This window comes from Pseudomonas sp. WS 5011 (genome assembly GCF_012985775.1).
In the GTDB taxonomy this organism is placed as follows: Bacteria; Pseudomonadota; Gammaproteobacteria; order Pseudomonadales; family Pseudomonadaceae; genus Aquipseudomonas; species Aquipseudomonas peli.
Window position 1 is genome coordinate 54,929 of the sequence record NZ_JAAQXA010000009.1, and the last position, 13,624, is coordinate 68,552.

Sequence of the window (13,624 nt, forward strand, 5' to 3'; positions counted from 1 at the left end):
AAACGGCACCTAAGGTGCCGTTTTTTTTATACCAGCGCTGCAATCAGTCGTGCAGATGCTCGGCGGCGTGCAGGGTGTTTTCCAGCAGGCAGGCGCGGGTCATTGGGCCAACGCCGCCCGGTACTGGAGTAATCCAGCCAGCGCGGGGTAGGGCGGTTTCATACACCACATCGCCAATCAGTTTGCCGTCGGTCTGGCGGTTGATGCCTACGTCGATGACGATGGCGCCGGGCTTGATCCACTCTCCGTGAACCAGGCCAGGCTTGCCGGCAGCTACCACGACGATATCGGCTTGGCCTACATGCATGGGCAGGTCTTTGGTGAAGCGATGGGTCACGGTGACGGTGCAACCGGCCAGCAGCAGCTCCATTGCCATCGGCCGGCCGACAATGTTCGAGGCACCAACTACCACTGCGTGCATGCCATACAGGTCGACGCCGGTGCTTTGCAGCAGGGTCATAATGCCTTTCGGGGTGCAAGGGCGCAGCAGTGGCATACGCTGGGCCAGGCGGCCGATGTTGTAGGGGTGGAAGCCGTCAACGTCTTTATCCGGGCGAATACGCTCAAGCAACAAGGAAGCGTCGAGGTGTTCTGGCAATGGCAGCTGCACCAGTATGCCGTCGATGCTCGGTTCGTCATTCAGGCGGTCGATCAATGCCATCAGCTCGTCCTGGCCGGTGCTGGCCGGAAGGTCATAAGCCTGTGAGACAAAGCCGACTTCTTCGCAGTCTTTGCGCTTGTGCGAAACGTAGACCTGGGACGCAGGGTCGCTACCGACGAGAATCACTGCCAGCCCGGGTGCGCGCAGGCCTTGCTGGCGGCGTTCGGCGACACGATGGGCGATCTGCTGGCGCAGGCTGGCGGCAATTGCTTTGCCATCGATCAGTTGTGCGGTCATTGCGCTTGGTTAACCATAAAGAAAGGATGGAAAAAGGACGCGCATTCTCGCATGACCGTGCTGTGGGGCAAAGGCGCACGCCACGGTTTTCGCGTAACTCCTTTAAATGGCTGAATTTTTTTAACTTTTCCTGTTGACGGCCTGAAACGGCCTCTATAACATTCGCCCCGCTTGTCGAGCACAGCCAGTCGCTGGGTAAGACGGCAAAGGTCGAAGCTGCAAAGTTTTTTCCGAAGCCGAAAGCTTTAAGTCTGCAACTGCAGATGGATAGGCGCCCGTAGCTCAGCTGGATAGAGCATCCGCCTTCTAAGCGGATGGTCGCAGGTTCGAGTCCTGCCGGGTGCGCCATTTGGCGGTCTTGGCTCAAGCAAAATGCAATATGGTGGGCGTAGCTCAGTTGGTAGAGCACAGGATTGTGACTCCTGTTGTCGTGGGTTCGATCCCCATCGTCCACCCCATATTCCAAAGCGCCAGGTTAATTCCTGGCGTTTTTGTATAAAGCTTTACCACGCGGACGTGGTGGAATTGGTAGACACACTGGATTTAGGTTCCAGCGCCGCAAGGCGTGAGAGTTCGAGTCTCTCCGTCCGCACCATCTTTTAGCTCCCTCCCGTTTGCCGCCTGCATCTAGGGTGACTTCTGCAAATCGACCCTCTAGAATGCATGCCCTTGATTAGGGGCCGGCAAGCGGCCGGCTTATGTCTGTGCAACGAGGATTATCCATGCAAGTTTCTGTTGAAAGTACCTCTGCTCTCGAGCGCCGTATGACCGTTGGCGTCTCTGTTGAGCGCATCGAGACTGAAGTCAACAAGCGTCTGCAGCAGACTGCCCGTCGTGCCAAGGTCCCTGGTTTCCGTCCTGGCAAAGTGCCAATGAGCGTGATCCGTCAGCGTTATGAAGATGCTGCGCGTCAAGAAGCTCTGGGCGACCTGATCCAATCCACTTTCTACGAAGCCGTTGTTGAGCAGAAGCTCAATCCAGCTGGTGCTCCGGCCGTTGAGCCGAAGTCATTCGAGAAAGGCAAGGATCTGGAATACGTTGCAACCTTCGAAGTGTTCCCGGAATTCACCGTTGGCGGCTTTGAATCCATTGCCATCGAGCGCCTGCAGGCTGACGTAGCTGACGCTGACGTAGACAACATGCTGGAAATCCTGCGCAAGCAGAACACCCGTTTCGAAGCTGCCGAGCGCGCTGCCGAAAATGGTGACCAGCTGAACATTGATTTCGTTGGCAAGATTGACGGCGAAGCCTTCGCTGGCGGCTCGGCCAAGGGCACTCAGCTGGTTCTCGGCTCCGGTCGCATGATCCCTGGCTTTGAAGATGCACTGGTCGGCGCCAAGGCTGGTGAAGAGCGTGTAATCAACCCAACTTTCCCGGCTGATTATCAGAACCTGGACCTGGCAGGTAAAACTGCTGAGTTCACCGTTGCTGTTAACAGCATCGCTGCACCTCAGCTGCCTGAACTGAATGATGACTTCTTTGCCCTGTTCGGTGTTAAAGAAGGCGGTCTGGAAGGCTTCCGTGCTGAAGTGCGCAAGAATATGGAGCGTGAGCTGCGTCAGGCCATCAAGTCCAAGGTTAAAAACCAGGTGATGGACGGTCTGCTGGCTGCCAACCCGATCGAAGTGCCGAAGGCGCTGATCAGCAACGAAGTGAACCGTCTGCGTGTGCAAGCTGTTCAGCAGTTCGGTGGCAACCTCAAGCCTGAGCAGCTGCCAGCTGAGCTGTTTGAAGAGCAAGCCAAGCGCCGCGTTGTGCTGGGCCTGGTTGTGGCTGAAGTAGTTAAGCAGTGTGAGCTGAAGCCAGATGATGCCCGCGTTCGCGAAATGATTCAGGAAATGGCTTCGGCTTACCAAGAGCCTGAGCAGGTTGTTGCCTGGTACTACAAAAACGACCAGCAAATGAACGAAGTACGTTCAGTTGTACTGGAAGAGCAAGTTGTAGATACTGTTTTGCAGAAGGCCAACGTGACCGATAAAGCGGTCTCGTACGAAGAAGCTGTCAAGCCGGTAGAAACACCTCAAACCGCCTGATTTCTTTACCTCGTTCGAACACGCCATAAGCCAGCCTCCCCGCTGGCTTATGCGTATTTGTGACATGACTATTTAGGGAGCGAGTGCAGCATGTCCCGCAATCCTTTTATGCATCAAATGTCTGATATCCAAGCTGCTGGCGGCTTGGTGCCAATGGTTGTTGAGCAGTCTGCTCGCGGTGAGCGTGCGTACGACATCTATTCGCGTCTGCTCAAAGAGCGCGTAATCTTTCTTGTCGGTCCTGTAGAGGACTACATGGCCAATCTGATCTGCGCGCAATTGCTGTTCCTTGAAGCGGAAAACCCGGACAAGGACATCCATCTGTATATCAACTCCCCGGGCGGGTCGGTGACTGCGGGTATGTCGATCTACGACACCATGCAGTTCATCAAGCCCAACGTGTCCACCACCTGTATTGGTCAGGCGTGCAGCATGGGCGCATTCCTGCTGACCGCTGGCGCCGAGGGCAAGCGTTACTGCCTGCCGAACTCGCGCGTGATGATTCACCAGCCACTGGGCGGCTTCCAAGGCCAGGCGTCGGACATTGAAATTCACGCCAAGGAAATCCTCTTCATCCGTGCGCGCCTGAATACGCTGATGGCGAAGCACAGTGGACGGACCTTGGAAGAAATCGAGCGCGATACCAATCGTGATAACTTCATGAGCGCCGAAGCCGCTCGTGAGTACGGGTTGATCGATGCTGTGATTGAAAAGCGACCTGCTTAAATATAAGCAGCTCAAAATAGGGCGGGCCGGCTTGTCTGGCCTCCGGCGGGCTTGAAAAAGCCCGCATAAGCCTTCATCTTGTGTTGCAAGCCTATCGGATTTGGATCGAACGAATGACTGACACCCGCAACGGCGAGGACAACGGCAAGCTGCTTTATTGCTCCTTCTGCGGCAAAAGCCAGCATGAAGTGCGCAAATTAATTGCCGGCCCCTCGGTCTTCATCTGCGACGAGTGCGTAGACTTGTGTAATGACATCATCCGCGAGGAGGTGCAGGAAGCTCAGGCCGAGAGCAGTGCGCATAAATTGCCTGCCCCCAAGGAAATCAGCGGCATCCTTGATCAGTATGTGATTGGTCAGGAGCGCGCCAAGAAAATTTTGGCTGTAGCGGTTTATAACCATTACAAGCGCCTCAATCAGCGCGATAAGAAAGATGACATTGAGCTGGGCAAGAGCAACATCTTGCTTATCGGCCCGACGGGTTCAGGTAAGACCTTGTTGGCTGAAACCCTAGCGCGGCTTCTCAATGTACCGTTCACGATTGCAGACGCCACCACACTGACCGAGGCTGGTTATGTGGGCGAGGATGTCGAAAACATCATTCAAAAGCTGTTGCAGAAATGCGACTACGACGTAGAAAAGGCCCAGATGGGTATTGTCTACATCGACGAGATCGACAAAATCTCGCGTAAGTCTGATAACCCTTCGATTACCCGTGATGTATCGGGTGAGGGTGTGCAGCAGGCGCTGCTGAAACTGATTGAAGGCACTGTTGCCTCTGTTCCTCCGCAGGGAGGGCGTAAGCACCCACAGCAAGAGTTTTTGCAGGTTGATACTCGCAATATACTGTTTATTTGTGGTGGTGCTTTTTCTGGCCTGGAAAAGGTCATTCAAGGCCGTTCTACCAAAGGCGGAATCGGTTTCAATGCCGAGGTTCGCAGTAAGGAAGAAGGCAAGAAAGTTGGCGAGTCACTTCGCGCTGTTGAGCCCGATGACTTGGTCAAGTTCGGCTTGATTCCTGAGTTCGTTGGTCGCTTGCCGGTCATTGCAACCTTGGATGAGCTTGATGAGGCGGCCCTGGTACAGATTCTGACCGAGCCGAAGAATGCCTTGACCAAGCAATATGCCAAGCTGTTTGAAATGGAAGGGGTGGATCTTGAGTTCCGTCCTGATGCGCTTAAGTCGGTTGCGCACAAGGCGCTTGAGCGTAAAACCGGCGCTCGCGGTTTGCGTTCGATTCTCGAAGGTGTGCTGCTCGACACCATGTATGAGATTCCTTCGCAGTCGGACGTCAGTAAAGTGGTTATCGATGAAAGCGTTATCGATGGCACCTCCAAGCCGTTGCTCATTTATGAGAACAACGAGCTGCCAGCTAAGGCTGCGCCTGACGCGTAACAGCGTTGTAACATGTTGAAAGCAAGGGGCCTGCGGGCCCCTTTGCTTTTACTGTGTCGACGCTTGTTTTTTGTTGGGGCTGCCCCCATCTTAGGGTTAAGGGTTATCCCATCCGTTCACGGCCATATGGCCGCCGTAGAGCCGAAATCATGAAGACAACCATCGAATTGCCTCTCTTGCCGTTGCGCGATGTTGTGGTCTATCCGCACATGGTCATTCCGTTATTCGTCGGGCGTGAGAAATCCATTGAAGCGCTTGAAGCTGCAATGACGGGCGAGAAGCAGATTCTGCTTCTCGCGCAGAGAAATCCTGCCGACGATGATCCAGATGAGGCTGGCCTCTATCGGGTTGGTACAGTCGCCACCGTTTTGCAGTTGCTCAAGCTTCCAGACGGCACCGTCAAGGTACTGGTCGAAGGCGAGCAGCGTGGTGAGATTGAGCGTTTTATCGAGGTCGATGGTCACTGCCGTGCTGAAGTGCAGCTGATCGACGAAGTTGATGCCGCGGAGCGTGAGTCTGAGGTTTTCACCCGTAGCTTACTGAGCCAGTTTGAGCAGTATGTTCAACTCGGTAAGAAAGTACCTGCCGAGGTGTTGGCATCGCTGAACGGCATTGATGAGCCGAGCCGTCTAGTCGACACCATGGCGGCACACATGGTGCTGAAGATCGAGCAGAAGCAAGAAATTCTGGAAATTACCGATCTGGCTGCTCGGGTTGAGCATGTTTTGGCGCTGCTGGATGCGGAAATCGACCTGCTACAGGTTGAGAAGCGCATTCGCGGTCGGGTCAAGAAGCAAATGGAGCGTAGCCAGCGCGAGTACTACCTGAATGAGCAGATGAAGGCCATTCAGAAAGAGCTTGGTGACAGCGAAGAAGGCCACAACGAACTTGATGAGTTGAGAAAGCGCATCGACAACGCCGGACTCACAGCTGAAGCGCTGAACAAAGCCAATGCGGAGCTCAACAAGCTCAAGCAGATGTCGCCGATGTCCGCTGAGGCTACTGTGGTGCGCTCCTACATTGATTGGTTGGTCAATGTGCCATGGAAAGCGCAGAGCAAGGTACGTCTCGATCTGGCACGCGCTGAAAGCATTCTGGATGCGGATCACTATGGCCTGGAAGAGGTTAAAGAACGCATTCTTGAGTACCTCGCCGTGCAGAAGCGCGTAAAGAAACTCAAAGGCCCGGTGTTGTGTTTGGTCGGACCACCTGGTGTGGGTAAAACCTCACTGGCAGAGTCGATTGCCAGTGCCACAAACCGTAAGTTCGTGCGTATGGCGCTCGGTGGTGTGCGTGATGAAGCTGAAATCCGTGGTCATCGCCGCACCTATATTGGCTCCATGCCGGGTCGATTGATTCAAAAGATGACCAAAGTCGGCGTGCGTAACCCGCTCTTCTTGCTCGATGAAATCGACAAAATGGGCCAGGACATGCGCGGCGACCCTGCGTCGGCGCTGCTTGAGGTGCTGGATCCAGAGCAGAATCACAACTTCAACGATCACTATCTGGAGGTCGACTACGACCTGTCCGATGTGATGTTCCTCTGCACGGCTAACTCGATGAATATTCCGGGTCCGCTGCTGGACCGCATGGAAGTGATTCGCTTGCCGGGTTACACCGAAGCCGAGAAGATCAACATCGCGATCAAATACCTGGCGCCCAAGCAGGTTCAGGCCAACGGTCTGAAGAAAGCTGAGCTGGTGTTTGAGGACGCGGCGATTCGCGACATCATTCGCTACTACACCCGCGAGGCCGGTGTGCGCGGCTTGGAGCGGCAGATTGCCAAGGTGTGCCGCAAAGTGGTCAAGGAGCACTCCACCGAGAAGCGCTTCCAGGTCACCGTTACGGCCGAGTCGCTGGAGCATTTCCTCGGCGTGCGCAAGCATCGCTACGGTTTGGCCGAGCAGCAGGATCAAATTGGCCAGGTCACCGGTCTAGCATGGACCCAAGTTGGCGGTGAGCTGCTGACCATCGAGGCAGTCGTGGTCCCTGGTAAAGGCCAGTTGATCAAGACCGGTTCGCTTGGCGATGTAATGCTGGAATCCATCACCGCTGCGCAGACCGTTGTTCGCAGTCGGGCTAAGAGCCTGGGCGTGCCTGTGGACTTCTATGAGAAGCAGGACATCCACATCCACATGCCGGAGGGAGCAACGCCCAAAGATGGCCCTAGCGCAGGCGTTGGCATGTGTACGGCGCTAGTTTCAGCCCTGACACAGATTCCTGTGCGTGCAGATGTGGCCATGACTGGGGAAATTACCCTGCGTGGGCAAGTATTAGCCATTGGCGGTTTGAAAGAAAAACTGCTGGCTGCTCACCGCGGTGGAATCAAGACCGTCATCATTCCGGAAGAGAATGTGCGCGATTTGAAAGAGATTCCGGAGAATATTAAGCAAGACCTGCAGATTAAACCGGTTAAATGGATTGACGAGGTCCTGCAAATTGCGCTGCAATACGCCCCGGAGCCCTTGCCTGATGCGGCTCCCATGGTTGCAAAGGATGAAAAACGCGAGACTGATTCCAAGGAGCGAATTAGCACGCATTAGCCGGAGGGGTTTCTTGACACATTTTTAGAGCCCTTGTTATAAAGCGGCTCTTATCGTGTCGGCAGGCTCTCCGCACCAGCTTCGCTTACATTTAAAAGCAAGAAATAAACTCAACAGAAATTAAGGGGACTTAAGAGTGAACAAGTCGGAACTGATCGATGCCATCGCTGCATCTGCTGATATCCCAAAAGCTGTTGCCGGCCGTGCGCTGGACGCAGTAATTGAATCCGTTACTGGCGCTCTGAAGGCCGGTGATTCCGTAGTACTGGTTGGCTTCGGTACTTTCGCTGTGAAAGAGCGTGCTGCTCGCACTGGCCGCAACCCACAGACTGGTAACCCAATCAGCATTGCTGCTGCCAAGATTCCAGGCTTTAAAGCCGGTAAAGCCCTGAAAGACGCTGTCAACTAAGCCTCTTTCGGTTTTGCCCAGCAGATCAGTTGAATGGCTGATCTGATGCGGGGCGGGATGTTCAGCCGAGCATGGCTCGCTGAGCACTACGAATCAGCTGCTTGAGTTCGATCCGCTTCGCCAGTTACGAGAAGGCGCATCCACTGATGCGCCTTTCTTCTATCCGGATTTTACCCACACTGCGCGACTGCTTTATTTTTACAGTCGTTCTGGGGGACGCATGCTGCAAAACATCAGGGACAATTCACAGGGTTGGATTGCCAAAACCATCATTGGCATTATCGTCGCGCTGCTCGCGCTGACAGGTGTTGATGCCATTTTTACCAGCACCAGCAACAGCCAGAATGCGGCTGAAGTGAACGGCGAGAAGATCACTACTACTGAACTCAGCCAGGCGGTTGAGATGCAGCGTCGTCAATTGCTTCAGCAGTTGGGGCGTGATTTCGATGCGTCCTTGCTGGATGAGAAACTGCTGCGCGAAGCCGCGCTAAATGGCTTGGTTGAGCGTACTTTGTTGCTCGATAGCGCCAAAGACGCCAAGTTTGCCTTCTCGCAACAAGCGTTGGACCAACTGATCCTGAAAACCCCTGAGTTCCTGGTTGATGGCCAGTTCAATGCAGAGCGCTTTGATCAGGTTATCCGTCAGTTGGGCTACAGCCGTTTGCAGTTCCGTCAGATGCTTGAGCAGGAAATGCTCATCGGTCAGCTGCGCGCCGGTTTGGCTAACAGCGGTTTTGTCACTGATGCTCAGGTGCAGGCGTTTGCCGCACTGGAGAAGCAGACACGTGATTTCGCGACCCTGACTCTCAAGGCTGATCTGAACGCGGTCACGCTCAGCGATGACGACATCAAGGCCTACTATGACGCTCAGGCCAGTGAGTTCATGACTCCTGAGCAGGTTGTGCTGGAATACGTTGAGCTGAAAAAAGACGCTTTCTTCGATCAGGTTGAAGTCACCGATGAGGCCCTGCAAAGCGCTTATCAAAGTGAAATCGCCAACCTCGCCGAACAGCGCCGTGCTGCGCACATTCTGGTTGAGGTCAACGATAAGCTGAATGACGAACAAGCCCAGGCCAAACTGGTCGCGGTGCAGAAGCGTCTTGAGCAGGGCGAAGACTTCGCCGCGCTGGCCAAAGAAGTCTCCGATGACTCGGGTTCGGCAGGTGAGGGCGGTGATCTGGGCTTTGCCGGCCCAGGCGTGTATGACCCGGCCTTTGAAGAAGCACTGTATGCGCTGGAAGAAAATGCCGTGTCTGCTCCCGTGCGCAGCGAGTTTGGTTGGCACTTGATCAAACTCCTGGGTGTTCAGGCGCCGGAAGTGCCGAGCTTCGCCAGCCTGGAAGAGAAACTGCAGCGCGATCTTAAGGCGCGTCAGGTTGAGCAGCGCTTTGTTGAAGTGTCAAAAGACCTCGAAGACGCCGCGTTTGAGTCATCTGACTTGGCTCAGCCCGCTCAGGAACTCGGCCTGGAGGTCAAGACGACCGAAGCGTTCGGTCGCCAGGGCGGCGCTGAAGGTCTGACGGCCAATCGTCAGGTGATTCAGGCGGCATTCAGCGATGAAGTGCTGGAAGACGGCAGCAACAGCAGTGTGATCGAGCTTGATCCGAACACTGTGGTGGTGGTGCGCGTTAAAGAGCACAACAAACCTGAGCAGCTGCCGCTTGAGCAGGTTGCCGATAGCATCCGCGCCCAGTTGACCAAGGTTCGCGCAAGCGAAGCCGTGAAAGCCAAGGGTGAAGAGCAGCTGGCTGCTTTGCGCGACGGTCAGACGCCGGTTACCCAGGCCGATGCCAAGCAGGGCTGGAATGTGGTCGAAGCGGCCACTCGTAGCCAGGAAGGCGTTGAGCCGGTGGTGCTGCAAGCGCTGTTCCGTATGCCTAAGCCTGAAGCAGCTGACAAGCCGACCTCCACCGGCCTCAGTTTGAGCAACGGTGATTTTATGATCATCCGTCTCAATGGCGTGAGCCAGCCGGAGCAAGCGTTGTCAGATGAGGACAAGGCCATGTACAGCCGCTTCCTCGCCTCACGCGTCGGTCAGCAGGACTTCGAAGCGTTCCGCAAGCAGCTGGAAGAGACAGCGGATATCGAACGTTTCTGATCGATATCACTGAAGAATAAAAAAGGCCGCTTAATTAAGCGGCCTTTTTTATTGCTGCGATTTAACTGCTTACTCTTCCATAGCGCCCATGGCGGTGGTGTTGAAACCGCCGTCGACGTACATGATCTCGCCGCTGACGCCCGAGGCCAGGTCCGAGCACAGGAAGGCGCCGGCGTTGCCGACTTCTTCGATGGTCACGTTGCGACGCAGTGGGGTCTGCTTCTCGTTAGCGGCGAGCATCTTGCGGAAGCTCTTGATACCGGAGGCGGCCAGGGTGCGGATCGGGCCTGCAGAGATGGCGTTGACGCGGGTGCCTTCTGGGCCGAGGCTGCCGGCCAGGTAGCGTACACCGGCTTCCAGGCTGGCCTTGGCCATGCCCATCACGTTGTAGTTAGGCATGGTGCGCTCGGCGCCCAGGTAGGACAGGGTCAGCAGGCTACCATTGCGGCCTTTCATCATTTCGCGGCCGGCTTTGGCCAGGGCGACGAAACTGTAGGCACTGATGTCGTGTGCGATGCGGAAGCCTTCGCGGGTGGTGACGTCGGTGAAGTCACCGTCCAGTTGGTCGCCAGGGGCGAATCCAACGGAGTGAACGATGCAATCCAGGCCGTCCCACTTCTTGCTCAGGGCTTCGAAGACCGAGGCGATTTCCTCATCGTTTGCCACATCGCATGGGAAGCACAGGTCAGCGTTCGAGCCCCAATCAGCGGCAAAGCCTTCAACGCGACCTTTGAGCTTTTCGTTTTGATAGGTGAAGGCCAGTTCGGCGCCTTCACGGTGCATGGCTGCTGCGATACCGGAGGCAATGGACAGTTTGCTGGCGACGCCAACGATCAGTACGCGCTTGCCGCTTAGAAAACCCATGGGTGTGATTCCTCTTCCTGTCTACAAGAATTAGCCAGCTGGGACCATAAAGGCCGCTTCCAGCAACTGTTGTGTATAGATGTCCTGTGGCGCGGCAAAGACACGTTCAGCCGGGCCTTGTTCGACCACTTTGCCTTGTTTCACCACCATCACCTGGTGACTCAGGGCCCTGACCACGGCCAGGTCATGGCTGATGAACAAGTAGGTCAGGTTGTATTTGGCCTGAAGCGAACGCAGTAATTCGACGACCTGGCGCTGCACGGTGCGGTCGAGGGCCGAAGTTGGCTCATCCAGCAGGATCAGTGCAGGTTTCAGCACCAGTGCGCGGGCGATGGCTATACGTTGGCGCTGGCCGCCGGAGAACTCATGGGGATAACGGTGGCGGGTTTCCGGGTCAAGGCCGACCTCTACAAGTGCGGCGATGATGACTTGTTCCTGCTCGGCCTCGCTGCCCATACGGTGAATCTGCAAACCCTCGCCAACAATCTGGCCCACTGACATGCGCGGGCTGAGGCTGCCAAAGGGGTCCTGAAACACCACCTGCATCTGCCGGCGCAGTGGGCGAACGTCATGTTGCGAGAGCTGGTCGATCGCCTGGCCCTGGAAGCGGATGCCGCCTTGGCTGCCGAGCAAGCGCAGGATCGCCAGACCCAGGGTGGATTTTCCCGAGCCGCTTTCACCGACGATGCCCAAGGTATGACCCTGCGGCAGGCTGAAGTTGATGCCGTCCACGGCTTTGACATGGTCGACCGTGCGGCGCAGCAGGCCCTTCTTGATCGGGAACCAGACACGCAGGTTGTCGATTTCCAGCATAGTTTTGCCAGGCGGCTGATCGACCGGGCCGCCAGTGGGTTCGGCTCCCAGCAGCTCGCGGGTATAGGGGTGTTGTGGGTCTTTAAACAGCGTTTCGCAGGCCGCCTGTTCGACGATATGCCCGCGCTGCATCACGCACACACGGTGGGCAATCCGTCGCACCAGGTTGAGGTCGTGGCTGATCAGCAGAATCGCCATGCCCAGGCGCGCCTGCAGGTCCTTGAGCAGTTCAAGGATCTTCAACTGCACGGTGACGTCCAGCGCGGTGGTGGGCTCGTCAGCAATTAGCAGTTCCGGCTCATTGGCCAGGGCCATGGCGATCACCACGCGCTGGCGTTGGCCACCGGATAACTCATGTGGGTAGGCCTTGAGGCGCTTGTGCGGTTCAGGAATACCGACCAGCTCGAGCAACTCCAGGGTACGTGCTGTGGCGGCCTTTCCGCGCAGGCCTTTATGCAGGGCCAGCACTTCGTTGATCTGCTTCTCGATGCTGTGCAGCGGGTTCAGCGAGGTCATGGGCTCCTGAAAGACCATGGCGATGCGGTTGCCACGGATGCCACGCAGTTTGTTCTCGTTCAGTTTGAGCAGGTCTTGCCCGGCGTAGTGAATGCTGCCGCTGGGGTGTTGAGCCAGCGGGTAGGGCAGCAGGCGCAGGATGGAGTGCGCGGTGACCGATTTGCCGGAGCCGCTTTCGCCCACCAGGGCCAGGGTTTCGCCGCGCTTAATATCGAAGCTGACGCCTTCCAGCACACGCTGTTTCAGACTGCCGGTGACGAATTCGACAGCCAGGTCGCGGACTTCGATGAGGGTGTTGGAGTCGGTCATGTCATTTCCTCGGATCGAAGGCATCACGTGCCGCTTCGCCGATAAACACCAGCAGGCTGAGCATCAGGGCGAGCACGGCAAAGGCACTAATACCGAGCCAGGGCGCTTGCAGGTTGGATTTGCCCTGGGCCACCAGCTCGCCGAGTGACGGCGCGCCAGGAGGCAGGCCGAAGCCGAGGAAATCCAGCGCGGTGAGGGTGCCGATCGCGCCGGTGAGGATGAACGGCATAAAGGTCATGGTGGAAATCATCGCGTTGGGCAGGATGTGACGGAACATGATTGAGCCGTTCTGCATGCCCAACGCACGGGCTGCGCGCACATATTCCAGGTTGCGCCCACGCAGGAACTCGGCGCGCACCACGTCCACCAGGCTCATCCAGGAGAACAGCAACATGATGCCCAGCAGCCACCAGAAGTTCGGCTGCACGAAGCTGGCGAGGATGATCAGCAGATAGAGCACTGGCAGCCCGGACCAGATTTCCAGAAAGCGTTGCCCGGCCAAGTCGACCCAGCCGCCATAGAACCCCTGCAGGGCGCCGGCAAATACTCCGATTACCGAACTGGCCAAGGTCAGAATCAGGGCAAACAGCACGGAAATGCGGAAGCCATAAATCACCCGCGCCAATACATCGCGGCCCTGGTCATCGGTGCCCAGCAGGTTTTCCGCCGAGGGTGGCGCGGGGGCGGGCACTTGCAGGTCGTAATTGATACTGGAGTAGCTGTAGCGGATCGGCGGCCAGATCATCCAGCCGTCCTTTTCCTTGATCAACTCCTGGATGTAAGGGCTTTTGTAGTTGGCCTGCAGTGGGAATTCACCGCCGAAGGTGGTTTCCGGGTAGCGCTTGAATACCGGGAAATATAGTTCGCTGTCGTAGCCCACCACCAGCGGTTTGTCGTTGGCGATCAGTTCTGCACCGAGGGTGACGAAGAACAGTGCGAGGAACACCCACAGCGACCACCAGCCGCGTTTGTGTGCCTTGAACAGCTGGAAGCGGCGTTGATTGATTGGGGACAGTTTCAT

10 protein-coding genes and 3 tRNA genes are annotated in these 13,624 nt (G+C 56.3%); 9 read left to right on the plus strand and 4 right to left on the minus strand.

Annotated elements, in window-relative coordinates:
* Positions 1–43: 43 nt before the first annotated feature.
* On the minus strand, positions 44–898 hold the full coding sequence (gene folD, locus HBN63_RS11715; RefSeq protein WP_170049541.1) for a bifunctional methylenetetrahydrofolate dehydrogenase/methenyltetrahydrofolate cyclohydrolase FolD: 855 nt from the start codon (positions 896–898) through the stop codon (positions 44–46).
* Between the two features lie 271 nt (positions 899–1,169).
* Here folD and HBN63_RS11720 point away from each other — a divergent pair.
* The 9 genes from HBN63_RS11720 to HBN63_RS11760 all read left to right on the plus strand — a co-directional run bounded on the left by HBN63_RS11720 (position 1,170) and on the right by HBN63_RS11760 (position 10,101).
* Positions 1,170–1,246, plus strand: a tRNA-Arg gene (locus HBN63_RS11720).
* Positions 1,247–1,280: 34 nt separating this feature from the next.
* Positions 1,281–1,356, plus strand: a tRNA-His gene (locus tag HBN63_RS11725).
* A gap of 52 nt (positions 1,357–1,408) precedes the next feature.
* Positions 1,409–1,493, plus strand: a tRNA-Leu gene (locus tag HBN63_RS11730).
* 127 nt (positions 1,494–1,620) lie between these two features.
* Positions 1,621–2,931 (plus strand): trigger factor, encoded by a 1,311-nt coding sequence (tig, locus tag HBN63_RS11735; RefSeq protein WP_170049542.1) that lies wholly within the window; start codon positions 1,621–1,623, stop codon positions 2,929–2,931.
* A 90-nt stretch (positions 2,932–3,021) separates the two neighbouring features.
* Positions 3,022–3,657, plus strand: coding sequence for an ATP-dependent Clp endopeptidase proteolytic subunit ClpP (gene clpP / locus HBN63_RS11740; RefSeq protein ID WP_090255862.1), 636 nt, complete (start codon positions 3,022–3,024; stop codon positions 3,655–3,657).
* 113 nt (positions 3,658–3,770) lie between these two features.
* Positions 3,771–5,051: an ATP-dependent Clp protease ATP-binding subunit ClpX gene (clpX, locus tag HBN63_RS11745; RefSeq protein WP_090255861.1), complete on the plus strand. Its 1,281-nt coding sequence runs from the start codon at positions 3,771–3,773 to the stop codon at positions 5,049–5,051.
* A 149-nt stretch (positions 5,052–5,200) separates the two neighbouring features.
* The gene (lon, locus tag HBN63_RS11750; RefSeq protein WP_160088434.1) at positions 5,201–7,594 is read left to right on the plus strand and encodes an endopeptidase La; all 2,394 of its coding nucleotides are present in this window, start codon (positions 5,201–5,203) and stop codon (positions 7,592–7,594) included.
* A 136-nt stretch (positions 7,595–7,730) separates the two neighbouring features.
* Positions 7,731–8,003, plus strand: a complete 273-nt coding sequence (gene hupB, locus HBN63_RS11755) for a nucleoid-associated protein HU-beta (protein WP_010490206.1) — start codon at positions 7,731–7,733, stop codon at positions 8,001–8,003.
* A gap of 220 nt (positions 8,004–8,223) precedes the next feature.
* Complete coding sequence (locus tag HBN63_RS11760) at positions 8,224–10,101, plus strand: SurA N-terminal domain-containing protein (RefSeq protein WP_170049543.1); 1,878 nt, start codon at positions 8,224–8,226, stop codon at positions 10,099–10,101.
* Positions 10,102–10,170: 69 nt separating this feature from the next.
* Here HBN63_RS11760 and fabI read toward each other — a convergent pair whose 3' ends face one another.
* Genes fabI through HBN63_RS11775 form a run of 3 tightly spaced genes read right to left on the minus strand, consistent with a single transcriptional unit; the run spans position 10,171 to position 13,624 of the window.
* Positions 10,171–10,965, minus strand: a complete 795-nt coding sequence (fabI, locus tag HBN63_RS11765; RefSeq protein WP_090255858.1) for an enoyl-ACP reductase FabI — start codon at positions 10,963–10,965, stop codon at positions 10,171–10,173.
* Positions 10,966–10,995: 30 nt separating this feature from the next.
* On the minus strand, positions 10,996–12,603 hold the full coding sequence (locus HBN63_RS11770; RefSeq protein ID WP_170049544.1) for an ABC transporter ATP-binding protein: 1,608 nt from the start codon (positions 12,601–12,603) through the stop codon (positions 10,996–10,998).
* A gap of 1 nt (position 12,604) precedes the next feature.
* Positions 12,605–13,624, minus strand: coding sequence for an ABC transporter permease (locus tag HBN63_RS11775; RefSeq protein ID WP_160088428.1), 1,020 nt, complete (start codon positions 13,622–13,624; stop codon positions 12,605–12,607).